This is a genomic window from Photobacterium sp. TLY01 (assembly GCF_021432065.1).
GTDB lineage: Bacteria > Pseudomonadota > Gammaproteobacteria > Enterobacterales > Vibrionaceae > Photobacterium > Photobacterium halotolerans_A.
In genome coordinates this window covers 2,762,310-2,787,846 of the sequence record NZ_CP090364.1, presented here as the reverse complement: position 1 = coordinate 2,787,846, position 25,537 = coordinate 2,762,310, and the positions used below count along the sequence as shown (strand labels likewise).

Genomic DNA, 25,537 nt, shown 5'->3' with positions numbered 1-25,537 from the left:
GCGCCATACTGTACACAGTGTGGGGGAAGAGGCGGTGCGCAGAACACGCACCGCAAGTTAAGCAATAATTATGATTTTGGTTTCAGGTCAATGACTTGAAGTAAACGCTCTGGAACACCAGCCCAAACCATTGGACGGCCGTTCGGGTGCTTCTCGTTCCACCAGCCCGTGAAGCGGGTGGTGTTGTACTGGAACATATCTGCACTGGACATCACAGGAATGGTGATCTGATTTTCAGCAATGATTGCCTGAATCTGATTGGCCATTTTCTTCTGCTCGTCTTTGTTTGCTGTTTTGTAGAAACCATCCAGCAGTTTGTCTAGCTCGGCATTCTTAAAGAAGTGCATCGCAAAACGTGGGTTTCCTTCGCCCTGCAGGCGGGAGTTGTAACCGCTGTTCCAGTACAGATGCGGATCTGCACCGTGGAAGTAGTTGGTGTACGCTACATCATAGGTCCCTTTGATCATGCCTTCGTTGTATACCGCGAAGTCAGGGGTCCGTGCGTTCGCCTTGATACCAGCTTCCTGCAACTGCTCAACCGCCAACTGTACTGTGTTGTTGAAGTCAGTCCAGCCGTTCGGAGATTGCACGTCCAGCTCAATTTTCTTACCGCTTGGTGTTTCAACGAAACCATCGCCATCAAGGTCTTTAAAGCCGGCTTTTTTCAGCAGCGCTTTTGAGCCTTCAAGGTTGTAGGTGTTGAAATCTTTGTACTTGTTGTAAACCGCATTGTCAGACCAGGCTTTGAAACCGTCACCCAGGCCAGACGCATAGTGGTTTGGCGTACCGCTGCCGTAGAAGGCAATGTCGATAATGGTTTGACGGTCAATCGCCATGGAGAAAGCACGACGGAAGTCGACGTTGTTGATGGCTTCGTTGTTCCCTTCTTTTGGCGACTTGAAGTTCAGCATGAAAGCCTGGGTGCCAGACGCCGGATACCAGTATTTGTGGTTCGGGTTAGAGGCCGCGTAAGTGCTGTCGATGTCCGGGATGAACGAGGATGTCCAGTCCAGCTCAGAAGCAATGACTTTACTCAGCAGCTGGTCATTATTGGCAATCTGAGGCATACGAAGACAATCAACATCCAGGTTAGCATTGTCCCAGTAGTACGGGTTACGGCACTGGATGTACAGCTGAGGTGTGAAAGTGTCGATTTCAGTAAACGGACCTGTACCGACCGGGTTTTCGTTGGCAAAGGTTTCTGGCTCTTTCACTTTGCTCCAGATGTGCTCAGGGACGATAGAAACGAAAGACATTTCATACGGCACGTTGGAGTTGGCTTCGGTCAGATCGAAAGTGATTTTGTCGCCGTTAACCTTGACGTCTTTTACCCACTTGATGATACCGCGCTGGTCAAGTGCCGGGTGGTTCTTCAGCAACTCATAGGTGAAGGCGACGTCTTTGGCTGTAAAGGGTTTACCGTCTGACCATTTCACGCCGTCACGAATCACGAAAGTGACTTGCAGCAGGTCGTCAGACATATAGAAATCTTTTGCCAGACGCATGACTGGCTCGTTGCCGTGCATTTGGTTAAAAATAACCAGTTGCTCAAAAACGAAGTCTGTCGTGGTACGCAGGTTGGTTTGCAAATATGGGTTGAAGTTACGTACCAGAGTCGGATAAAAATCGGGCACGATGGTCAGCTCACTGCGCTCAGCACTCATCGCAGGAGAAGTCATGGCAGCGGCAGCCGCGGCCAGGATGGCAAGTGTTACCTTTGTTTTCTTTATGTTGGCAAGCATAGCTGTTCCTTACTCTTTGCTTTGTAGGGTTTACGTTTCACTTAGGTTCCCCTCCATCTATGGTGGGGCTGGTCATCCACTCTGCACCGGTTGAGTAAAGCGACCTGGTTCAGATGGCCTGTGGACACTCAGTGCCCTAAGGAAACGACTTCAGGGATGAATCGTCAATTGCATTGCACGTTAAAAACGTCAAAACCGCGGAGCTTGCTGTCAAAAACGTAAAAATCGCCCGCCATTCTACGCTAAAACACCAGCGTTCCTACCCTTGAAACGAATTGATAACTATCCTCATGTAAGTGCTCACTATTGAAATATTTCATTTTTATTAAATACTTACATTTGATTCAAATGATGTTGAACTTTCAACTGGCGCGTAAAAGCCCTTATTTTCAAACGGAAATTTTTTGTGAAGATTTTGTTGTGATTGGCGTCTCATATCATGAAATTTATCATTAGCTGCCCCTGATTTGCTGGGGTTCAGGCGATTTTTTCATCATCACTTGGTGGCAGTTTGTACTTTATGCTGGATGAAAAGTAAGCTTATTTTTCGTCACGAGAATTAACTGACGGACGGCTCTGTGGGCGAGAAGTCCGCATGGTGCAGTGCTCTGTAAGCACACGAATACAGTGGCGAGCGGGTGAATGGCTGCTGATGCAGAGGCTGAGGGCGACGGAACATACATTGTGCCTTTTGTGTCTGACCGCTCAGCGACAGCACTTGGTCTGGCTTCGGGCACAGTGAGGGGACACCCGGTTGCCGGGATTCCCGCTGCTGCGGGAATCTGCATGCTTGATAAATGCGTCTTGCGGGAGGTGTGTCTTACTCTGGTGACAGAGGTTAACTCACTGGCTGATCATGCGCTGGAGCCGGTTACGCTGCTCAATGATGGCCTCTCTTTCCTGGCTCACTTTGGTACAGCGCTCCAGCACAAAATCCAGCGTGTTGAGCACAGTGCGCCAGCGCGGTGTTTTCGGCAGGGTTTCCAGCTGTAAATATTTATCCAGGGTGCGGGTTTGCAGCGTGCTCCTGTCCAGGTACACGCGCCACAAGCCGCTTTCTTCTGCCAGATCAAATTTGGTTTTTCCGGTGGATGTTTCCCAGAACTGCAGACAGTCTTTCATCACATCGACCAGTATATGTCTCAGTTGATCGGCTTTATCCGGCTGAGCGTGATCCAGCCGGTCTGCCAGCTGGCTGAACTCGCCGCCCATGTCTCGTAAGCGCTGCAGGCTGTGTTTGTCGCCATCTGTGGCAAAACCGGAAAGCACATCCACGGCATTTTCCAGTAACGCAATACGTTGTACCGAGCTGGGCCCCTGATTGTCAAAGATAAACATCTGGCTGAGCCCGGACTCGGCGGGTAGCTGGATCAGATCGGTTGTCAGCGTCTGTTTGCTATCTTGAATCCGATAGGTCAGTTCGCCGCTGTAATGGCGGTTCTGTTCGATATCCTCAGGTAGTTGGGTCAGCAGCAGATCCTGAATCGATAAGCGTTCCAGCTGTTCCGGCGCGCGCTGGAACAGCTGGCCGGCAGCATGATTGGCATAACGGATACGGCCATCTTCACGGGTACACAGGATGGCCTCGCTGGTGGATTCGAGCAGACCCAGCAGGCGAGTCTGGGTATCCAGCAGGGCCTGCTGTACCTGTTCACGGTGGCGGATTTCCTGCTGCAGCCATTGATTTTCAGTGCGCTGTTTTTCCGTCTGAGCGGCTTGCAGGTGGGCCCGGATCCGGGCGGTCAGCTCGTCTTTATTAAAGGGTTTGGTCAGGTAGTCGTTGGCACCAAATTCAAAGCCTTTGACCCGGTCCCGCACTTGGCCTAATGCAGACAGCATGATGACCGGCAGTTCAGTCAGACTGTAGCGGGTCCGCAATTGCTGGCACACTTCATAACCGTTCATGCCCGGCATCATGACATCAAGCAGCACCAGCGACGGTTGATACTCTTTCATCAGACTGAGGGCTTGCTGACCGTTTTCTGCGGTGATCACCCGATAGCCGGCAATGCGTAAAAAGCTGGTAACGACCTGTAAGTTCACCGGTTCATCGTCGACCACCAGTAAGAGCTCGCCATCCGGGTTATCGGGCAAGTCATCAATATTGACGGTATTGGCATCCTGGCGCGGCGCCTGAAAATGACCATGCTGCGGCGCGCTGAGCTGACTGCGGGCAATGTCCTCTTTGGTGGCCAGTGGCAGGGTGAAGCTGAAGGTCGTCCCTATCATAGGCTGACTGCTGACATACAGGCTGCCGCCCATCAGCTCAATCAGCTGACGGCTGATGGACAGTCCCAGCCCGGCTCCCTGGTGATAGTTGGCCGAGCCAGTGTTGGCCTGCACCAGGGGTTCAAAAATGTGCTCCAGTTGTTCGGCGGGTATGCCCTGACCGGTATCGACCACCTGAATGCGGACCTGACTTTCCAGCACAGTGGCGGACAGGATAATTTTGCCCTCTGAGGTGTACTTAATGGCGTTGCCTACCAGGTTGTACAAAATCTGTTCCAGGCGTTGTTCGTCAGCAACCACGAGGGGCAGATCCGGCGGGATCTGATTGATGATCCGCACCGGCTTGCCATCAAGCAGATGTGCCGACAGTTCCAGCACTAAGCGGTTGGCCGCGGCCAGATCGACCGCGTGGGGCTGGATATCCAGATCGCCGTAGCGCATTTTGTGGTAGTCGAGCAAATCGTCGACCAGCTTGGTCAGGCGCTGACCACTGCTGATGATCATGTCCAGCTGACGTTGCTGATCCGGCTGGATTGGCCCGTTGGCCCCGGCCAGCATGGCTTCGGCGATGCCGACCATACCGTGCAGCGGGGTACGCAGTTCATGGGAGGTGGTGGCCAGAAATTCGTCTTTGAGTTTGTCTGCTGCCTGCAGTTCTTCGTTCTGCTGTTGGATGACGGCCAGATTGTGTTCCAGCTCGGTATTTTGCTCGCGGATCAGGGTGATTTTTTCACGAATCGAGCGTTGCATTCTGGCAAAGCTGATCGCCAGACGGCCAATTTCGTCACGGCGATCGGTGGAGGTGATTTTCTGGTCCAGATCGCCGGCGGAAACCTGCTCCGCAGCCCAGGTCAGACGCAGCAAAGGCGCAGTAATGTAATTGGACAACCAGTGCGCTGTAATCGTCACCAGGATAACGGCTCCCAGAATCGCAAGGAGGAAAAATTCCTCCAGTTGATGAATCCGGGAGAAAGCTTCCTGCTCAGGCAACTCAACCACCAGGGCCCATTTGTTGCCGAGCACGTCTATCGGAGCATACGCACTGAGTACAGGAATCTTGTTGAAGTTCAGCAAGCTGCCGACGCCGGCCTGGCCTGCCAGTGCATGATCGATCCCGGCACTGGTCAGCTCCGCCGGTAAATCGCCGTCGTTGGGCAGGCGCAGGTTATGATCCTGGCCGACGAGGAGCGTCTGAACGTACTGATTGGCTTCACTGCGATTGGACATGACGTCGGCAATGGTGCGGTTACTCAGTTTAAAGAAAGCGTAACTATGCAGGTAACCATGCTGAATAATCGGGGCGGCGAACCAGGCAGTCGCTTCGCGGTTACTGCCATCGGCGGCAAAATCAGTAAAGGCGATAGGCATCTGCTCCGGCTCGCGATCACTGATTTCCCTGTGACTATCACGGGACTGCCGCTCTCTGAACTGGGTGGTCAGGGTTTTGATGCTGCTGTAAGTCTGGCTGAGTGCCGGATATTGCGCGCTGCCGGTCTGTAAACTGGCTGCAAATAATTCCGGGCTGCGAGAGGTGTACACCACATTGCCGTCGAGATCGACCAGCAGAATGTCACTGAAATCAGAGCGTTTCAGATATTCCTCATAGGCCCAGTGGTAGCGTTTGTAAATCAGGCGATATCTTTCCTGAACGATAAAATCAGGAGAAGTGTTATCCACTTCACTGGATGGCGGCCGGGTGATCAGGGTACGGCTGAAGTATTCGCCGTTCGTGGCACCCTGACTGAGGCGGTTGATGTCACCCAGCTGGCGGAATGCGCCGACAATACCGTAAAAACGTCCGCCACTGGCATTGGCCAGCTCAGAGCGGACAAAACTCTGTATTTCCGATTCTTTCGCGGTGAAAAAGGCACTGAGCTGCTGGCGTTTGTTATCACGTAATGACGCCAGGTGGCTGGTACTCTGTTCTGCCAGATCCCGGGTGTGAGAGTGCAGGAAAAACAGCGAAGATAGCGTGAGCGGGATCAGGCTCAGCAAAAGGAAAGCCAGCATCAGCGTATGCTGGAGACGTTTAAAACGGGTGGTATTTTGCATGTCCGGCTGACCTTTGATCTGCTGATACAAATCTGTCTGTGATGCTCTCAAAAGCGCTCACTGGCATTTTGCCAAAACGAAACCGGCTGTTTTGACGATCAACAGGCAGGTTAAACGGGGCTTTTGCAGCTGAGTAACCGTTTATACTGAGTTTTTTTTCACAATCAAGGAAGTCATGGGTGAAGCGTGTTCTAAGACACAATTTTGACGGAATTGACGTATTGTACGTGAAAATGCACCGAAATTTTTGCCTGCCACAGTCAGCGTGGCAGGCAAAATGATTCATTTTTTCGCGTGATAAATTGAGAACTTATTGTTCTTAGCGCGAATATCATAGCCGCCCAGGCACCGTTCCAGCAGCGGGGGATATTGCAGAAAATTATTGGCCACGATGACCAGTTCACCGTTTGCTGTCAGATGCGCCGGAGACTGTTCAATAAACTGTTCTGTGGCAGCGTAGAAGGTTTTCAAACCAGCATGAAAGGGCGGGTTGCTGATGAGGAAATCGTATGATTCCGGCAGCGATTGATAGACATCGGTGGCAATAAAGTAGCCTTCCAGATGGTTGACACGGAAGGTCTCTCTGGCAGAAGCAATCGCCAGGGCACTGATATCGGCCAGATCCAGTGTGATATCCGGATAACGGGTTTTCATGACCGCGCCAATCACGCCGGCACCGCAGCCGAAATCCAGCACGCGGCCGGACAGATCCGGCAGGTTGTCAACCAGAAGGCGGGATCCCTGATCAAATTCCCCCAGGCTGAATACGCCCGGCAGAGAACGAATCGTGAGTGTGTGCTCACCAATCGTCAGGGTATAACTGCGGAACCAGTCCTCAAGCTTGAATGCTGGCGCCTGCTCCTGACAGCGTCCCCAATAGAAGCTGCACCGGCGTGCCGTATCGTATTTGTTAAGCGGGCCGTAGGAGGCAAACATTTTTTCGGCGCTTCGCACCCCACTGCGGTTCTCACCCACAATGCAGATTTCGGTTCCCGGCCCGCAATTGGCCAGCAGCATCGCCAGCAAATACTCGGCTTCGGCTTTGGCTTTCGGCCAGTAGAGCAGGATCATGTCGACTCCCTGCGCATCGTCAGCTGACAGTTCCGCACCGAAATGGCTGCTGATTTTCCCGGAACGGCTCAGGCTGAGGTGCTGGCCATAATGGGTGGTGAAGACCCGAACACTGCTGGCCACTGCCGCCAGTTCGATCGGATAGAGATCGTCGAGTTCGCCGGCGACCAGCACATGGCGACCGGTAAAAAAGTCGATTTGACGGGCAACTACCTGACTGGCAGCACTATAGATCGATGCATTGGAAGACATGAGAGCCTCTGTGGTGATTCGGATTCCGGGCGCGAATTGTTCCACAATTCCAGCCATATGGAAAGGCAGCCGGTGCTCCGGCTGCCGACAGATGACTAGCTGTGGTCCTGTTGGTCGAGAAAGTCCTTAAACTCGATCTCATAGAGTTTAAACAAGACTAAGGTGACCGCGAAAATGATCGGGCCGTAAATCAGGCCAATCAGACCAAACAGATGCAGACCGCCCAGAATAGAGAAGAAAATCAGCAAGGTATTCATGCCTGAGTTGCCCTGCATCAGCAGCGGACGCACGAAGTTGTCGATCGAGCCGACCACAAGAATGCCCCAGGCGATCAGAAACACAGCCCATTCCCATTGGTCGATCAGCAGCAGATATAAGGATGCGGGTAACCAGATCAGTGCCGTTCCGAACACAGGAATGAAGGAAGCAAAGGCCATCATGGAGCCCCAGAACAGTCCGGGGAAACCGGCCAGCCACATGGCAAAGCCACCGGCGACCCCTTGTGCCAGCGCTGTCAGAAACGATCCCATGACCGCTGATTTTGCCACCTGCTCAACTTCTGTCAGCAGGGCATCTTCCTGACTGCGGGATAAAGGCAGGACATGGCGCAGGGTGGCGACGATTTTGTCGTGATCTCGGAGCAGGAAGAAAAGCACAAACAGCATCAGCAGAAAGCTGAGCACAAAGTTGGTCGCATCGCCCAGCAATTTGGCACTGATATTCAACAACTGTGTGCCCAGCTTGGAGGCCGCCGAGGCCAGTTTTTGTACGATAGATTGCACATCCAGACTTTCAAACGGCGACCATTTATTGATGGTATGCAGCACAGTTTGCGCGTAAGGATGTGACAGCACTTCTTTCGGCCCGCCGGTTGTCAGCCAGGCGTAACTGTCTTTGGAAAAAGCGGACCCTTGCTGAACAATGGAGGCAAAGACGATCAGTACCGGGATCACGATGATAAAAGTCAGTATGGTGCAGGATAGAATGGCTGATCGGTTTGGCTTGCCAAGCCGATTTTCGATTCTGGCATGCAGCGGATAAAACAGCAGAGAAATGATAAAGGCCATCACGATTGGGCCGAGGTAGGGCTCAATCAGCCGGTAACTGGCATAGGTGGCTACGGCCAGTGCAGCCATGAGCATCCAGTGTCTTGACTGGACTTGAAAAGGTTTTGGCACGGGAACGTCCTTCAGCAGATTTGCAATCTGTTTATCATTGCATCAGGTCGCGGTGCTGGCAATGCTCTCCGTGAGAGTTTCTTTGGTATTTCAGTGACATCACTTCGGAACACACCGATGTTTGAGCCTGAAAAAGCGGCAGGCGACAGACACTGCACAGGAGAGGGCAAAGAAAAGGGCAGGTGATGGCCTGCCCTTTTGTTGCATCAGAATGAACAAAACCCGTTATTGCGCTTCTTGTGCCAGTGTGGCAAACGCGTATTCTGCCGCTTCCAGCGTGGCGTCGATTTCTTTCTCGCCGTGCGCCAGCGAGGTAAAGCAGGCTTCGAATGCGGAAGGGGCCAGATACACGCCTTTTTGCAGCATCAGGTTGAAGAAGCGCTTGAATCGTTCCACATCACAGCGGGCGACATCCTGATAGCTGTGCACGTTTTCTTGATCGGTAAAGAAGAAACCGAACATAGCACCGACCTGATTGGTCACCAGCGGGATACCGTATTTGTCGGCCAGCGCCTGAAAACCTTCGGCCAGACGCTGGGTGGTTTGCGCCAGACGTCTTTCATTGCCGTCCTGGGTCAGGATCGTCAGGCAAGCATAACCGGCAGCCATGGCAACCGGGTTACCCGACAGCGTTCCGGCCTGGTAGACAGGGCCGGTTGGCGCAATGTATTGCATGACTTCGCGGCGGCCGCCGAAGGCGCCGACAGGCATACCGCCGCCGATGATTTTACCCAGAGTCGTCAGATCCGGTTTGACGTCGTAGTAAGCCTGAGCGCCACCGTGTGCAACCCGGAAACCTGTCATCACTTCGTCCAGAATCAGCAGGGCACCAAACTCGTCACAGATCTCACGCAGCCCTTGCAGGAAGCCCGGTACCGGCGGGATACAGTTCATGTTGCCTGCCACAGGTTCTACGATGATGCAGGCAATCTGCTCTGGATGCTCGGCAAAGGCTTCACGCACGGATTCCAGGTTGTTGAAGGTACAAGTCAGCGTGTGTTTGGCAAAATCGGCCGGTACACCCGGTGAGCTAGGCTGGCCTAAGGTCAGGGCGCCTGAACCGGCTTTGACCAGCAGACAGTCTGCGTGGCCGTGGTAGCAGCCTTCGAATTTAATGATTTTGTCGCGGCCGGTGAACCCACGGGCCAGACGGATCGCACTCATGGTCGCTTCGGTGCCGGAGCTGACCATACGGACCATTTCCATCGATGGCACCAGTTTGGACACCAGCTCTGCCATGGTGATTTCCATTTCGGTCGGCGCACCGAAGCTCAGACCCTGACGGGCCGCATCGATCACTGCATCACGAATGGCAACATGGTTGTGGCCAAGGATCATCGGTCCCCAGGAGCCGACATAGTCGATGTACGCTTTGCCATCGGCATCAAAAATATAGGCACCGTCGGCACGCTCAATAAACAGCGGATCGCCGCCCACGCCAGCGAATGCGCGGACCGGAGAGTTGACCCCGCCAGGAATGGTGTGTTGTGCTTTGGCAAATAATTCAGCCGATTTGCTCATGGTTCTTTCCTGTCATCCTTTGGTGAGAAGGGCGCTATTGTACGTAAATGCGAATTCAATGGCGAGCGGGCATTTTTGCTAAACCCTCCAAGAACCATGGCGCGTTTGTGGTCAATACTTGAACGCAGCAGTCAGGTATTAGATAATCGTTCCAAAGGTCAGTTGACCAGCATATTGATGAATTGAGAGGTTGCTAATGAGCGATGCCAGTTTCCCGCTGAACTTTTCAGATGTTGCAGCGAATAAGGTGAAAGCGCTGATAGCGGAAGAAGAAAATCCTGATCTGAAGCTGCGTGTGTATATCACAGGTGGTGGCTGCAGTGGTTTTCAGTACGGTTTCACCTTTGATGAGAAAGTCAACGAAGGTGATATGACGATTGAGAACAGCGGCGTGACTCTGGTCGTTGACCCGATGAGTCTGCAGTATCTCATTGGCGGCACAGTGGATTATACCGAAGGGCTGGAAGGCTCCCGTTTCTTTGTCAATAACCCGAATGCCACCACCACTTGTGGCTGCGGTGCATCCTTTAGCGTGTAAAGAGCCGTTACACCTGATGCAAAAAAGCCGTCACTTTGGGTGACGGCTTTTTTGTTTGCCTTTTTTATCTGAACATCAGCTTCTGGACGGAATTAAACTGGCATTACGATTGGTGGCCAGTAATTGTCGCAGTTGCGTCAGCTGAGCCAAACGCTCGCTGGCCTGCTGCTTGAAGGCGGCCTTGTCTTTCCCTTTCAGCGAATCTGACTGAGGCAGAGATACAGTTCTGGGGTTCTTGTGGACCCCGTTCACCAGAAACTCATAATGCAGATGAGCCCCGGTTACCCGGCCACTGCTGCCCAGTTTACCAATGGTCTGCCCCTGTTTCACCCGCTGGCCGGTTTTGACCAGGCGCTTACTCAGGTGCAGATACTTGGTGACATAGGTAGAGCTGTGGCGGATAAAGACGTAATTACCGTTAAACTGATTGTAGCCGGATTTCATCACCACGCCGTCACCGGCCGACCAGATAGGCGTTCCTACCGGGGCGACATAATCGGTGCCGCGGTGCGCTTTGACCTGACCTGTCACCGGGTGCAGACGGCGCGGGTTAAAGTTGGAGCTGACATAACGGAAGTTCACCGGTGAGCGCAGGAAGGCTTTTTGCATCGCCCGGCCATCCGGATCGTAATATTTGCCGTCGATGCTGTTTCTGACGGCAGTGAAGGTCTGGCCCAGGTTGGAGAAGGTGGCGGCCAGAATATTGCCGCGGCCAATGGGCTCGCCTTCGACATAGCGTTCTTCAAACAGGACAGAAAAGGTATCGCCTTCGCGGATATCCAGGGCAAAGTCGATATCCCAGCCAAAAATACCGGCGATCTCCATGATTTGGTTCGGCGTCAGGCCGGCATCCGCGGCGGCATTCCAGAAGCTGGAGGTGATCACCGCCTGGGCAAAATTGAGCTGAGTATCAACCTTTTTGACTTCAGTTCTGGAATGGAAGGTGTCGCCTTTGCGTGTGATATAGAGGGTTTCTGTGGCATTGATCGGTTGAATGAGCTGAATCAGATCTTTTTTGTCATCCAGTCCGAACCGCAGTTTGTCGCCAGGGCGTAAGGTGATCAGAGATTTGGTGCCTTCATCGGCATTGATCAGGCGGTACAGGGTGGCCGGGCTGAGGCCGACTTTATCAAAGACCAGCGCCAGACTTTCACCCGGCTTGATCACATGCTCTGTCCAGCTCAGCGGGGGCGGTAATAAAGGCGGAGTGACGCCGTTTGCCTGCAGCTGAGGCCCGTCGATCTTGATGTCGAGCGGATAGAGTTTGCCGATTTCAAACTTTTGCTCAGGCTTCTCCATCTCCTCTGCGCCCGGCAGCAGGATCAGCAGTACAGTCACCGCACTGATAATGGTGATGAGAATCTGATGTATCCTTGGCAAACGGGAAAATTTTGATATTAGCATTTGATAATTATTTTGATGTTTTTTGCGCATAAGAGAAAAATAAGACAAGGCTAAGTCTAACTGGTTTCAAAAAACATCGCTATTCAAGTAATATTGCCCTTTATCATATTTATGCCAATTTTGTGGGAGTGAACAGGAATGGCCAGCATTGAGCATGCGTTAGCGGAAATTAAGCGCGGGGTCGACGAACTGATCCCGGAAGAAGAATTAATCGCCAAACTGAAGGAAAACCGTCCTCTGCGAATTAAACTGGGTGCGGATCCGACAGCGCCGGACATTCATCTGGGTCATACCGTCATCCTGAATAAGCTGCGTACTTTCCAGGAACTGGGCCATGAGGTCACTTTCCTGATTGGCGATTTCACCGGTATGGTGGGTGACCCGACCGGTAAGAACACCACACGTCCGCCGCTGACCCGTGAAGATGTACTGCGCAATGCCGAAACCTATAAAGAGCAGGTGTTCAAGATCCTCGACCCGGCCAAAACCAAAATTGAATTCAACTCCACCTGGCTCTCTGAGCTGGGCGCTGAAGGCATGATCCGTCTGGCGGCCAGTCAGACGGTTGCTCGCATGCTGGAGCGTGATGATTTCAAAAAACGCTATAACGAAGGCCGCCCGATTGCCATTCACGAATTCATGTATCCGTTGCTGCAAGGTTATGACTCGGTGGCAATGAACACCGATGTGGAGCTGGGCGGAACGGATCAGAAGTTCAACTTGCTGATGGGCCGTGAGCTGCAGAAAGCGGAAGGCCAGAAGCCACAGGTGGTGCTGACCATGCCGCTGCTGGTGGGTCTGGACGGCGTGAAGAAGATGTCCAAATCGGCCCATAACTACATTGGTGTGGCGGAAGCGCCGACCGAAATGTTCGGCAAAATCATGTCAATTTCTGATGAGCTGATGTGGAACTACTATGAATTGCTGTCCTTCCGTCCGCTGGAAGAGATCGAGCAGCTCAAGCAGGAAATGGCGAATGGCCGTAACCCGCGCGATGTGAAAATTCTGCTGGCGAAGGAAATCATTGCCCGCTTCCACTCTGAAGCGGATGCTGATGCGGCCGAGCAGGATTTCATCAACCGTTTCCAGAAAGGGGCGATGCCGGATGAAATGCCTGAGTTCGAATTTGCAGCCGGTGTGGCAATCGCCAACCTGCTCAAAGATGCGGATCTGGTCAATTCAACCTCTGACGCCCTGCGGATGATCCGCCAGGGCGCGGTGAAAATCGACGGCGAAAAAGTGGATGATACCAAGCTGGAGCTGTCTGCCGGCACTGCGGTTTATCAGGTCGGTAAGCGCAAGTTTGCCCGGATTACCCTGAAATAACAGGCTTGTCATTCCATAAGAGAAGGCGCCATTGCGGCGCCTTTTTTGTCGCTGTCAGGTCAGAGTTGGCGCAGGCGTACTGATCACAACCGGCTGGGTTTGCAGGAGTGCCGCCACCCGCTGGCCCAGATGGGCGGCGGTTTTCAGGTCGGCGTCACTGAGCTGTCCGGTCGGGGTGTGGCCACTGGCGCCTAACTGACGGCCTAACGGATTGATGCTTTTGTCCTCATAGCCGTTGGGCATATCCATCCCGACCCACAACATGCCGTGCTGCATGGCCAGCACGAACAGATAATTCAGGGTGCTGTCCTGCTCACCGCCCAGACTGCCGCCGACGGTAAAGCCTGCGGCCAGCTTGTTACGCCAGCCCTGTCCGCTCCAGCTGTCGCTACTGGCATCGGCAAACGCTTTGAACTGAGCAGCGGGGCCGCCCATATAGGTCGGACTGCCAAAGACAATGGCATCGGCCTGCTGCAGGCTGGCAAACAGATCCGGGTCGCTGAAGCGGCCGTGCTCAATATCTTCACCGGCAATCCGGTAGCGCATGACCTGAATGCCGGGATGGGTTTTAGCGCCCTGCGCGATCGCCTCGGCCATTTGGTGAGTCGCGCCTGAGCCGGAATAATAAACCAGAGCAATGGTTTTCATCGATTGTTTCCTCATTCTTCTTGATGGGTGGCCAGGCGCATCTGAATGGCCGCCAGATATTCGTTGAACTGAAAAGTCTGATACAGGCGGCTGCAACTGTAGGTCAGCTTAATGCTGTGATCGTCCGACAGGGTGGCTACTTTGTTAAACCAGCCAATCCAGTCTGGCACAGTGTCGTTTGGCTGCGACTGGCTCGGTAATGCACGATCCGGCGTGGAGCAGAAAGCCGCGACATACGCCTGCCAGTAGTAGGCCAGTGCCAGCCGGCGATCCGGCACGAAAGGCATGAGTTGCAGCAGGGCATCAAAACTTGTGACTCCGTGCAGCAGTGTAAAGTCGTTACTGGCCAGAAAAGCGCGAATGGTGAGGCGGGCAATCTCCGATTCGGTGAGATCGTACGGCACGGCGGCGATGGATCGATAAACAGATTGATGAACCACTTCACTCAAGCGATCAACAATGATGCCGGGTTGAAACGCATAGTCTCTGAAATGCTCGTCCGCCTGCTTGAGTTGTGTCTCAGCCGGATACTGATCGGTGAAATGCAGCTCACCTAAAGCCTTATACTCACTGGCCCAGTAGGCAAGCGACACAGCAATTTCATTGGCGTTGCCCGTTTCTACGGCATAGCTCAGGCGGATCAATCCGTGAAACGCGCTGCAGGAAAGGCCGGGCAGCAGGACGGGGAGCCATTGTTGCAGGACAGAGGCGACACCCTGTGTCGCAATTTTCTGGCGAAATTGCGGATAAAAATCCGCGAAACTGTCGCGCACCCCCAGCTCCGGTGCTGTTTCTTGTGCCGGGCTTCTCCGACGGATGGGCTGCAATTGCGGCGTGTATCTCTGATAAAAATGCTCCAGCTGGTGTGGATTGGCACCGCAACGCGCCAGAGCGACCAGTGCCATGGGTAAATGATTCGACAACTCAGGCCCGTAGATGGGGTCAAACTGTAATCCCTTCTCAATCAAAGCCAGACATTCAGCGTGAATGGGTGCATACATGTTCAGATCTCCTGTCCTGAAGGGCTTAGAGGGCGTAATCATTGCGCTGTAACGGATCGTCACTCAGATACTGGGTGAACTCCCATTCAATACCGTCCCTGTCATAAAAGTAGATCCGCTGGCGCCAGGGGTGAGTGGCTTCCATGTCATTTTCCCGGTAGCCCGCGCTGAGCAGCCGCTCACGGACCTGCATTACGTCGTCAACCACCAGACCGATATGGTTGATCCCCAGATCCCGGTAGGGCGTGCGATCAATCTGATCCCGTGCCACCACTTCCTGCAGCGCCAGATAGGTGTCTTCTGTACCGATATGACACCAGCGGTGTGTGGGTTGCTGCCCCTGATGGCGGACGGAGAACTCCGGAAGAGCGGTTTGCAAAAACTTGATGGTGCTTTCCAGCTGACGAACGGTGAGGTTGGCGTGTTCAACGTAGGGTTTCATGGTGCCTCCTGGCTTGAGCGGTGTTTTTATTAGTAAATCATTTTGTTTACATATTAGTATGAAATCTGATTAAGTAAAGTTTTTAGTTTATTTATCTTGGGGCGGGAACTTTCTTACTGGGGTGTTTGGGTATAGCATCAAAGTAAGCACTCTCAGGAGAAGTTCATGCAGGAGCTGGTGCAGGAATTGTCGCCACTGATCGAACAATATGGTTACATCGTGCTGGCACTGGCGATTGCCATTGAAGGTCTGGGGGTGCCGGCTCCCGGCCAGTCCCTGTTGATCGTGGCCAGTTATCTGGCTGCAAGCGGTGCGCTGTCTTTACCGTCTGTCTTGCTGGTGGCGGGAGCGGCCAGCTGGTTCGGAAATACGGCAGGCTATGTGCTGGGATCCATGCTGGCCCGGTTTGTTGAGCGGCGAGGATGGACAAAGCCAGCCTCCTTAATCAAAGTACATGCTTTTATTGATAAATATGGGGTGATTGGTTTGATCCTGAGCCGCTTTCTGGAAGGGATGAAACAAATCATCTGCTTAGGTTGCGGCCTTGCTCAGATGCCCTGGCCCCTTTTTCTGATTGGCAACACCCTGGCGGTGGGGATCTGGTTGCTGGTGTTCGGCTACGGGCCGGCTTATTTTTATGAGGAGATCGGGCAGGCGGGATTGTTTTTCCAGCGCCATCAGTATGCTTTATGGAGCCTGGCGGTGATTGCAGGGCTGGCGCTGCTGCTGAAATTGATCCGCAAGCGCCGCCCCAAAAGTTAAACCGGTTAACTATTTCGCAGCGAGAAAGTCGGCAGCGACAGGTGCCAGCGGATGGCCGCCAGCCGGATTGACAGAGTCGTGGCAATCCCGCACAAACTGGCGGCCGCGGTTTCCAGTCCAAAATGCAGTCCCACTGTGTGGACAATACCGCCCAGAATACAGGCTGTGGCATACACTTCGGTTCTTAAAACCATCGGGACTTCACGGGCCAGTACGTCACGGATCACGCCGCCGCCACAACCTGTGATCACACCCATGATCACGGCGACCATAGGGGAAGCACCAAAACGCAGCGCTTTTTCTACCCCAATGGCGACGAAAACCGCCAGGCCAATGGCATCGGCAACCGGCAGGAAATACCAGGGCATTTTACGGGGATTCTGAATCGCCAGCATCGCCAGCAGGCAGGTTGCAAAAATCACCCACAGATAATTGGTATCCGTGATCCAGAACACAGGCGTGGCACCCAGCGCCATATCGCGGATTGTGCCGCCACCGATGGCTGTCACACAGGCCAGTACCACGACTCCAAAGGGGTCCATCCTCAACCGGCCCGCCAGTAAGATGCCGGAAATAGCAAATACAGCGGTGCCAAACATATCAAGCGTGTAAATCAGCATAGGGTTCCTGCACACAACCAGTGATTAAAAACCACGTCACCTTGATTGAAGATGCCATGGTAAAAAGCGCTGAGATTGTACGGTGAAATGTAACGCGCACAACTGATAACTTTGTGTTTGTGAGCTTATTCACATCCTGTTACGGGTGATTTTTGCGCACTTCATCAAGTTGCTTACAAATGTCTTGCGCGGCCAGCAGGGCTCTGGGGGTAGGCCGGTTCAGCCAGTCTGCCTGGGTCTGATACAAATGTTGATCCCGGACCGCAGACAATTGCTCGCGCCAGGGCAACCAGATATTGAAGGCGTTGGCATCGGGACCAGCACTGCCATGGGTGGTGAATATCGCCTCAGGACGGCGAACGATCACTTGCTCTTTCGACACCTGCGGGTATGCCACTGGACTGTCAGCAAAAATATTCTCACCGCCGCAAAGCGCGAAAATCTGGCTGGGCCAGTGATCGCCGGACATGCTCATCAGGGGCGAAATACCCAGCTGATAAAAATAGCGTACCGGTTTTTGATGTCCGTATTGCTGATTCAGCTGTGCCATGGTTTGACGGAAATCCGAAGCGGCCTGATTGGCTGTGGTCGGATCATCGGCAAACGTGCCGAGTGTTTCTAAGCTGTCCGCAATCGCCTCGAGGGTCGTGGGGTGGGAATAAAAGATCCGGATACCCAACTGCTCCAGCTTGGCCATTTCTCGGGGCGGGTTGCCGCCTTGCCAGGCCAGCACCAGATCAGGTTTCAAGGCCAGGATACGTTCCAGCTTGATGCCGCGGTAATTCGCGACCCGTTCCAGTGCCAGAGCTTGCGGTGGGTAGTCGCTGTAATCACTGGCGGCGATCAGTTTGCTGCCTAAACCTGCGGCATAGGCCAGCTCAGTGGTGTGCGGTGCAAGACTGATAATACGCTGGGGTTTGCTGTCAGTGGCCTGTGCTTCTTGGGCGTATACTCGAGTGACGATGAATGTCAAAGGGAGCAGCAAGGCAAAAACGAACGATCGGCACAGATTCACAACAGACTTCCCATCAGAAACATACACACACTTTGCAGCGCCACCCAGGCCCATAACCGCTGTTGCAGCAGACGATCAATCTGCGATAAATGCAGGGCTGCGGGGGCAATCCGTCCACCGAGCCGTGGGCGCTCCAGTTTGGTGGTATCGTAGATAGCCGGGCCGCCTAAGGCCAGTTGCAGCTTATGGCCGGTGGCGGTGAGCAGCCAGCCCGGTCCGGGTAATTGCCAGTTCTCACCTTGTTCACGCAAACCGCGAAAAGCGTCCCGGCTGTTCTTGCCGACACTGATAGCCACGGCGAGCAGACGCAGGGGGACAATATCCAGTGCAGCCAGAATACGGATCGCAGGCAGGCCAAAATACTGATATTGCTTGCGGCTGGGAGACCAGCAACGGGCCAGACTGACGGCCAGGCGGTACAGGATGGCACCAAAACCGCCTGCCACCGCATACCAGAACAGCACGGCAGCCACCTGGCGGCCATAGCTCAGCAACTGGGTTTCAGCACAGGCTTTCCCCAGGCCAAGCAGTGAGAGCGTGTCGGTATTTCGGTTGAGCGCGACAGAAAGCTGGGCTTTGCAGCTGGCCTTATCTTCCCGGCTGTAAGCCTGAATAAAATGCTGGCTGAAGCGGCGGCTGTCACGCCAGCCGAGCGCGATCCACAGCAAGACCAGATGAAACAGGCTGTCGATCCACACCAGCTGATAGAAGGCAATCAAGAGGATCAGGATTGTCATCCACATCAGCGACCAGGCCAGCGCACCGGATAACATCCGCTGGCGCGGTGTATCTGTGGCTTTGTTGACTCTGGCGGCCAGCTCAATGGCAATCTGCTGCCAGATCAGCAAAGGATGGATACTGGCCGGAATGGGCAGCAGCCAGTGTAATGCCAGCGCTCCCCACATCGCCAGCAGGGTTGGATGTTGACTGAGGAGCACAAGCAAATCGTTCATTAGCGGTTCAGCAGCGCCGCCATTTGAACCACCATGGCGGAAGAACTTTGTGCCGCCAGCGGCAGGAATTCTTCGAAACTCATCGGCGATTCTTTATCAGCCACGTCTGAGATCGCACGCACGACCACAAAAGGTACCTTGAACTGATGACAGGCCTGGGCAATGGCGGCGGCTTCCATTTCAACGGCGACCACCTGAGGGAAATGGGTGCGGATACGCTGTTGCTGTTCCGTGCTGCACACGAAGGCATCACCGGTGCAAATCAAGCCGCGCACTGCGTGGGTGGTTTCATCCAGTTGAGCCAAAGCTTGCTCTGCAACCTGCATCAGTTTTTCGTCAGACTGGAAAGCTGCCGGCTGCTGCGCCATCTGACCGATCTCATAACCAAAGGCGGTAACATCGGCATCGTGATAGCGCACTTCGGTGGAGATAACCACATCACCGACATTCAGGCTGCTGTCAAAGCCACCGGCTGAACCTGTATTGACGACCAGATCCGGCTCGAAAATTTCCAGCAAAATGGCAGTCCCTACGGCTGCGGCCACTTTACCGATACCGGACTGAAGCAAGACCACGTCTGCACCCTTGAGGGTGCCGGTATAAAAGGTGCAGCCACCTTTTTGCAGGGTCGTGCAGTTGTCGAGCTGGTTTTTCAGGATCACGACTTCCTGTTCCATTGCCCCAATAATGCCGATTTTCATTGATGTTATCTCTTTCTTAAAGTGAACCTGACGGTAATTGGATGCGATTGTAACAATGCCGGACAGTGTGGGAAAGCTTAAAGAAAAGGCGACAGAATCAAAGGGGAACGGAAAGAAAAAAGCGAGCGGGGGAGAGCCGCTCGCTTGGCCAGGTCTGCTGACAGTGTCATCAACAGACCGTTATCGCATCACAAACCTAGGTAGCCCAGAATCCCATCGGCAGCGCGACGGCCTTCATCGATGGCGGTGACCACCAGATCCGAGCCGCGTACCGCGTCACCACCGGCAAAGATCTTGCTGTTGGTGGTCTGGAAGGCATGCTCGCCGCTGGTTTGAATGCGACCCCACTGATCCAGTGCCACATCAAAGCTATCTAACCAGGGCATCGCATGGGGCTGGAAACCAAAGGCCATGATCACCGCATCAGCTTCCAGCACATGCTCGCTGCCCGCAACAGGCTCAGGACGGCGACGACCGGCTTCATCGGGCTCGCCCAGGGCGGTTTGCACCACTTTTACCCCAGTGACCTGACCGTTCCCGTTCACGACCACCCCCAAAGGCTGCAGGTTAAACATAAAGTTCACCCCTTCCTCGCGGGCATTTTTCACCTCACGGCGTGAACCCGGCATGTTGGCTTCATCGCGGCGGTAGGCACAGACAACATCGCTGGCACCCTGACGAATGGAGGTCCGCACGCAGTCCATCGCGGTGTCACCACCACCTAAGACCACCACACGTTTACCTGCCATGTCGATATACTCTGGGGCATTGTCTTCCAGATTCATCACTTTATAGGTGTTGGAAATCAGGAAAGGCAGTGCATCGTAGACACCGGCGGCATCTTCATTTTCCAGACCGGCCCGCATGTTTTTATAAGTACCCACACCCAGAAAAACCGCGTCATATTCGTCGATCAGATCCTGAAGCTGCACGTCGGTGCCGACTTCTGTATTGAGGCGGAACTCGACCCCCATTTCGGTAAAGATCCGGCGACGGTTGATCATCACCTCTTTTTCCAGCTTGAACGACGGGATACCGAAGGTCAGCAGACCGCCAATTTCCGGGTAGCGGTCAAACACCACAGGTTTCACCCCGTTCCGGACCAGAATGTCGGCGCAGGAGAGACCGGCAGGACCGGCACCGATAATGGCGACTTTCTTGTCTGTCCATTCAACGCCGGACATATCCGGCTTCCAGCCCATTTCGAAGGCTTTGTCGGTAATGTATTTTTCGACGTTACCGATAGTCACAGCCCCGAAATCATCATTGAGCGTACAGGCACCTTCACACAGACGATCCTGAGGGCACACCCGGCCACACACTTCCGGCAGGGTGTTGGTCTGGTGTGACAGTTCAACGGCTTCCAGAATCCGGCCTTCATTGGCCAGACTCAGCCACTGCGGAATGTAGTTGTGTACCGGACACTTCCACTCACAGTAGGGGTTGCCGCAGTCCAGGCAGCGATCAGACTGAGCGCTGGCTTGCTGTTGAGTAAAAGGTTCGTAGATTTCGACGAACTCAATTTTACGAACTTCAATCGGCTTCTTCGGCGGATCGACACGTTCTACATCGATAAATTGGTAAATGTTCTGGCTCATTGGATTCCCTCCCTTATTGTGCCTGAACGCGGAGTTCAGCAGCTGAACGGCTTTGGTGACCCAGCAGCGTGTTCACGTCTGCCGACTTCGGTTTAGCCAGGAAGAATTTCGGGATCCACTGATCAAAGTTGGCCAGAATTTCCTGTGCACGGCTTGAGCCGGTTTCTTCCAGATGGCGGTCGATCAGACCACGCAGGTGTTCCTGATGAATCGTCAGTTCCTGCAGGGGCAGGGCTTCGATCAGTTCAGGGTTGACCCGGCCGGCGAAATCACCGACTTCATCCAGAATATAGGCAAAGCCGCCTGTCATACCGGCGCCAAAGTTAACGCCTGTGTGGCCAAGGATCGCCACGATACCGCCTGTCATGTATTCACAGGCGTTGTCGCCTGCGCCTTCAACCACGGCAATTGTGCCTGAGTTACGAACTGCAAAGCGCTCACCGGCCTTACCGGCAGCAAACAGCTTACCGCCGGTTGCGCCGTACAGGCAGGTATTGCCGATGATGGTGGATTCATGCGATTTGAACGCCGATCCGACTGGCGGACGGATGCTGATCACGCCACCTGTCATGCCTTTACCGACATAGTCGTTGGCATCACCGGTCAGATACAGGTTCAGGCCACCGGCATTCCATACGCCGAATGACTGACCTGCGGTACCCGACAGGTGCACATTGATAGGATTGGCTGCCATGCCCTGATTGCCGTAGCGCTGCGCGATCTCACCGGACAAGCGGGCACCGAATGAACGGTCGGTGTTGCGGATATCCAGATAGATATCGGCGCCACTCTGTGCTTCGACGGCTGGCAGGGCTTCATCGACCAGTTTCTGGTTCAGCACACCGGTATCAAATGGTGTGTTCGGCTCGCTGCAGTACAGTGTTTTGCCTTCAACCGGCGTGGGCGCATGCAGCAGACCGCTCAGATCCAGTTTGCTCTGCTTGGCGGTAAAGCCATCGACCATTTCCAGCAGATCAGTACGTCCGATCAGGTCGGTCAGCTTTTCAACACCCAGTTTTGCCAGCAGGGTTCGTACTTCTTCACCCAGGCCAATAAAGTAGTTCATGACCTGTTCAGGCAAGCCTTTGAAGAAATCGCGGCGCAGGGTGTCGTCTTGTGTCGCGACACCGGTTGCACAGTTATTGAGGTGGCAGATACGCAGGTATTTACAACCCAGTGCCACCATAGGCGCGGTACCGAAACCGAAGCTTTCCGCACCCAGAATGGCCGCTTTCACGACATCCAGTCCGGTTTTCAGACCGCCATCCACCTGCAGGCGAATTTTATGACGCAGGCCATTGGCCACCAGTGCCTGCTGCGTTTCCGCCAGACCCAGCTCCCACGGGCTACCGGCGTATTTCACCGACGTTAGCGGGCTGGCGCCTGTACCGCCGTCATAGCCTGAAATCGTGATCAGATCGGCGTAGGCCTTGGCAACACCGGTGGCGATCGTGCCAACGCCGGGCTCTGAGACCAGTTTGACCGAGACCAGAGCTTTCGGGTTGACTTGCTTGAGATCGAAAATCAGCTGCGCCAAGTCCTCAATCGAGTAAATGTCATGGTGCGGCGGCGGTGAAATCAGGGTCACGCCCGGCACGGCATAACGCAGTTTGGCGATTTCAGTGGTGACTTTATGGCCGGGCAACTGGCCGCCTTCACCGGGTTTTGCCCCTTGTGCCACTTTGATTTGCAGTACATCCGCATTGACCAGGTAATGCGGGGTCACACCGAAGCGGCCGGACGCAACCTGCTTGATACGGGAGTTTCGTTCGTTCCCAAATCGGCGCGGATCTTCGCCGCCTTCGCCGGAGTTGGAGAACCCGCCCAGACGGTTCATGGCAATGGCCAGCGCTTCATGGGCTTCCGGACTCAGCGCGCCGATAGACATGGCCGCTGAGTCGAAGCGTTTGTACAGCTCGGTCGCGGCTTCGACGTTAGCCACATCAATCGGGTTGGTTGATGTTTTCAGCTTCAGCAAGTCACGCAGCGTCGCCGCCGGACGTTCGTTGACCACTTTAGCAAAGGCGAGATAGTCTTCGTACTCGCCGGATTTAACGGCTTTTTGCAGCGTGGTGACGACATCCGGGTTGTAAGCGTGGAATTCGCCGCCGTGGACAAATTTCAGCAAACCGCCGTGATCAATCTGCTTGCGCTTGACAAAGGCTTTGCGCGACAGGTTGAACAGGTCTTGCTGGAAGTCATCAAAGTTAGCGCCTTCAATACGGCTCGAAACGCCCTTAAAGCACAATGCCACCACATCAGAATGCAGACCAACGGCTTCAAACAGCTGCGAGCAACGGTAAGAGGCGACGGTGGAAATCCCCATTTTCGACATGATCTTATACAGACCTTTATCGATACCGTTACGGAAGTTCAGCATCACCTCGCGGTAAGGTTTGTTGATGGCACCGCTGTCAATTTGCTGTGCCAGGGACTCATAAGCCAGATACGGATAAACTGCTGTGGCGCCAAAGCCCAGCAATACCGCGAACTGGTGCGGGTCACGGGCAGTGGCGGTTTCCACGATGATGTTGGCATCACAACGCAGGTTGGCAGTGACCAGACGTGCCTGCACTGCACCCACGGCCATCGCAGCCGGGATCGGCAGTTTGTCGGCACTGATGCCCCGGTCAGACAACACGACCAGCACGGTGCCGCCGCGTACCAGGCGTTCCACCTGATCACACAGATCGACAATGGCTTGCTTGAGATCTTTCTCGTTCGGATCGAAGTTAATGTCGATAATGCTGTTACGGTAGTGCTGGTTGTCCAGCCCCAACAACTGCACCATATCTGAGTACAGCAGAATCGGTGACTTGAACGCCACACGGTGAGCATGGCCGTCAGTTTCGTTAAACACGTTCATTTCACGGCCGATACAGGTGGCCAGTGACATCACGTGTTTTTCACGCAACGGATCGATCGGCGGGTTCGTGACCTGTGCGAACATCTGACGGAAATAGTCAGACACCAAACGCTCTTTGGAAGACAGCACGGCCATCGGGGCGTCATCACCCATAGAACCGGTGGCTTCCTGACCGTTTTCACCGATCACCCGCATGACTTGATCCAGCTCTTCACGGTTCACCGCAAAGAGTTTCTGGTAGGTATTCAACTCTTCCGGTGACATTTCCCGGCTGCCGACCTGATCATCACCCATCTCTTCAAACGGCACCAGACGGCGGACATGGGTATCGAGCCACTCTTTATAAGGGTGGCGTCCCATCAGGTCGTTATCAATGTCGGCGGAATGCCAGATTTTGCCCAGTTTGGTATCAATGACCAGCAGTTCGCCGGGGCCGACCCGGCCTTTTTGCGCCACTTCGTCCGGCGCGTAATCCCAGATACCCACTTCTGAGGCCAGGGTGATCAGTTTGTCTTTGGTGATCACAAAACGTGCGGGGCGCAGGCCGTTACGGTCGAGGTTACAGGCGGCATAGCGGCCGTCTGACATCACGATACCGGCCGGACCGTCCCACGGCTCCATGTGCATGGAGTTAAAATCGTAGAAGGCACGCAGTTTCGGATCCATATCCGGGTGGTTTTGCCATGCCGGCGGTACCAGCATGCGCATGGCACGGAACAAATCCATGCCACCGGCCAGGAACAGTTCCAGCATGTTATCCAGGCTGGAGGAGTCAGAACCGGTTTCGTTCACAAAGGGCGCGGCGGTTGCCAGATCAGGCAGCAGCGGGGAGGCGAACTTATACGCCCGAGCCCGGGCCCACTGGCGGTTACCGGCGATGGTGTTGATTTCACCATTATGGGCCAGATAACGGAACGGCTGTGCCAGTGGCCAGCGCGGTTGTGTGTTGGTCGAAAAACGCTGGTGGAACAAACAGATCGATGATTCCAGGCGTAAATCACCTAAGTCTTTATAAAACTTAGGCAGATCGGCGGGCATGCACAGGCCTTTGTAGACGATGACCTGGGTCGACAGGCTACAGATATAGAAATCAGGATCGTCCTGGATGCGTTGCTCAATACGGCGACGGGCAATATAAAGGCGGCGATCGACATCCCTTGGTTTCCAGCCGGCAGGCGCATTAATAAAGACCTGAGCGATAGCCGGCAGGGAATCTTTTGCAATTGGGCCAAGGACTTGCGGATTGACCGGCACATCTCGCCAGCCAGCAATAGATAGGGTCTCTTTGCTTAATTCTTCTTGAATAATCGTGCGGGCTTTTTCAGCCAGAACAGGATCCTGGCTCAGAAACAGCATACCAACGGCGTATTCGCGGGCCAGTGTCCAGCCCAGCTCTTTGGCAACCAGCTGATAAAAGCTGTCCGGCTTTTTCATTAACAGGCCGCAGCCATCACCGGTCTTGCCATCAGCAGCGATGCCGCCTCGGTGTGTCATACGATCCAAGGCCGATATTGCGGTACGGACCAACTTGTGGCTGGCTTCGCCTTCTGTATGGGCGATCAGACCGAAACCACAGTTATCTTTTTCCAGCTTTGGGTCATACAGTGTCATTGCAACT

The 25,537-nt window shown here is 54.1% G+C and carries 18 protein-coding genes; 3 read left to right on the top strand and 15 right to left on the bottom strand.

Annotated features, from left to right (window positions below; all coding sequences use genetic code 11):
• Positions 1–68 precede the first annotated feature (68 nt).
• The 5 genes from LN341_RS12950 to hemL all read right to left on the bottom strand — a co-directional run bounded on the left by LN341_RS12950 (position 69) and on the right by hemL (position 10,045).
• A complete protein-coding gene (locus LN341_RS12950) occupies positions 69–1,742 on the bottom strand; it encodes an ABC transporter substrate-binding protein (protein WP_234203511.1) in 1,674 nt (557 codons plus the stop codon).
• An 843-nt stretch (positions 1,743–2,585) separates the two neighbouring features.
• Positions 2,586–6,023, bottom strand: coding sequence for a response regulator (locus tag LN341_RS12945; RefSeq protein WP_234203510.1), 3,438 nt, complete (start codon positions 6,021–6,023; stop codon positions 2,586–2,588).
• A gap of 282 nt (positions 6,024–6,305) precedes the next feature.
• On the bottom strand, positions 6,306–7,346 hold the full coding sequence (rsmC, locus tag LN341_RS12940; protein ID WP_234203509.1) for a 16S rRNA (guanine(1207)-N(2))-methyltransferase RsmC: 1,041 nt from the start codon (positions 7,344–7,346) through the stop codon (positions 6,306–6,308).
• Between the two features lie 95 nt (positions 7,347–7,441).
• Positions 7,442–8,524, bottom strand: a complete 1,083-nt coding sequence (locus tag LN341_RS12935) for an AI-2E family transporter (RefSeq protein WP_082095641.1) — start codon at positions 8,522–8,524, stop codon at positions 7,442–7,444.
• Positions 8,525–8,749: 225 nt separating this feature from the next.
• The gene (gene hemL / locus LN341_RS12930) at positions 8,750–10,045 is read right to left on the bottom strand and encodes a glutamate-1-semialdehyde 2,1-aminomutase (RefSeq protein ID WP_046219053.1); all 1,296 of its coding nucleotides are present in this window, start codon (positions 10,043–10,045) and stop codon (positions 8,750–8,752) included.
• 196 nt (positions 10,046–10,241) lie between these two features.
• On the opposite strand from hemL, the gene erpA reads away from it, so the two are divergent.
• A complete protein-coding gene (gene erpA, locus LN341_RS12925; protein WP_046219052.1) occupies positions 10,242–10,583 on the top strand; it encodes an iron-sulfur cluster insertion protein ErpA in 342 nt (113 codons plus the stop codon).
• 75 nt (positions 10,584–10,658) lie between these two features.
• On the opposite strand, the gene LN341_RS12920 is transcribed toward erpA, so the two are convergent.
• On the bottom strand, positions 10,659–11,987 hold the full coding sequence (locus LN341_RS12920; protein WP_234203508.1) for a peptidoglycan DD-metalloendopeptidase family protein: 1,329 nt from the start codon (positions 11,985–11,987) through the stop codon (positions 10,659–10,661).
• Between the two features lie 138 nt (positions 11,988–12,125).
• On the opposite strand from LN341_RS12920, the gene tyrS reads away from it, so the two are divergent.
• Complete coding sequence (gene tyrS, locus LN341_RS12915) at positions 12,126–13,313, top strand: tyrosine--tRNA ligase (RefSeq protein WP_046219051.1); 1,188 nt, start codon at positions 12,126–12,128, stop codon at positions 13,311–13,313.
• 54 nt (positions 13,314–13,367) lie between these two features.
• On the opposite strand, the gene LN341_RS12910 is transcribed toward tyrS, so the two are convergent.
• Genes LN341_RS12910 through LN341_RS12900 form a run of 3 tightly spaced genes read right to left on the bottom strand, consistent with a single transcriptional unit; the run spans position 13,368 to position 15,404 of the window.
• The gene (locus LN341_RS12910; RefSeq protein WP_234203507.1) at positions 13,368–13,961 is read right to left on the bottom strand and encodes a flavodoxin family protein; all 594 of its coding nucleotides are present in this window, start codon (positions 13,959–13,961) and stop codon (positions 13,368–13,370) included.
• Positions 13,962–13,972: 11 nt separating this feature from the next.
• A complete protein-coding gene (locus LN341_RS12905) occupies positions 13,973–14,962 on the bottom strand; it encodes a questin oxidase family protein (RefSeq protein WP_234203506.1) in 990 nt (329 codons plus the stop codon).
• Between the two features lie 25 nt (positions 14,963–14,987).
• Positions 14,988–15,404, bottom strand: coding sequence for a VOC family protein (locus LN341_RS12900; RefSeq protein WP_234203505.1), 417 nt, complete (start codon positions 15,402–15,404; stop codon positions 14,988–14,990).
• A 165-nt stretch (positions 15,405–15,569) separates the two neighbouring features.
• Here LN341_RS12900 and LN341_RS12895 point away from each other — a divergent pair, with 165 nt between their 5' ends.
• Positions 15,570–16,166: a DedA family protein gene (locus tag LN341_RS12895; protein WP_046219047.1), complete on the top strand. Its 597-nt coding sequence runs from the start codon at positions 15,570–15,572 to the stop codon at positions 16,164–16,166.
• Positions 16,167–16,171: 5 nt separating this feature from the next.
• On the opposite strand, the gene LN341_RS12890 is transcribed toward LN341_RS12895, so the two are convergent.
• From LN341_RS12890 to gltB, 6 genes are all read right to left on the bottom strand, one after another.
• On the bottom strand, positions 16,172–16,786 hold the full coding sequence (locus LN341_RS12890) for a TRIC cation channel family protein (protein WP_046219046.1): 615 nt from the start codon (positions 16,784–16,786) through the stop codon (positions 16,172–16,174).
• 139 nt (positions 16,787–16,925) lie between these two features.
• Positions 16,926–17,795: a vitamin B12 ABC transporter substrate-binding protein BtuF gene (btuF, locus tag LN341_RS12885; RefSeq protein WP_234205045.1), complete on the bottom strand. Its 870-nt coding sequence runs from the start codon at positions 17,793–17,795 to the stop codon at positions 16,926–16,928.
• Between the two features lie 2 nt (positions 17,796–17,797).
• Positions 17,798–18,754 (bottom strand): cobalamin biosynthesis family protein, encoded by a 957-nt coding sequence (locus LN341_RS12880; protein ID WP_234203504.1) that lies wholly within the window; start codon positions 18,752–18,754, stop codon positions 17,798–17,800.
• Positions 18,754–19,455, bottom strand: a complete 702-nt coding sequence (mtnN, locus tag LN341_RS12875) for a 5'-methylthioadenosine/S-adenosylhomocysteine nucleosidase (protein ID WP_046219044.1) — start codon at positions 19,453–19,455, stop codon at positions 18,754–18,756. The genes LN341_RS12880 and mtnN overlap by 1 nt, the downstream gene beginning before the upstream one ends.
• A gap of 188 nt (positions 19,456–19,643) precedes the next feature.
• Complete coding sequence (locus tag LN341_RS12870) at positions 19,644–21,053, bottom strand: FAD-dependent oxidoreductase (RefSeq protein WP_046219043.1); 1,410 nt, start codon at positions 21,051–21,053, stop codon at positions 19,644–19,646.
• Between the two features lie 13 nt (positions 21,054–21,066).
• Positions 21,067–25,530 carry a glutamate synthase large subunit gene (gene gltB, locus LN341_RS12865; protein ID WP_046219042.1) on the bottom strand — a complete coding sequence of 1,488 codons (4,464 nt, stop codon included), beginning with the start codon at positions 25,528–25,530 and terminating at the stop codon, positions 21,067–21,069.
• Positions 25,531–25,537 lie beyond the last annotated feature (7 nt).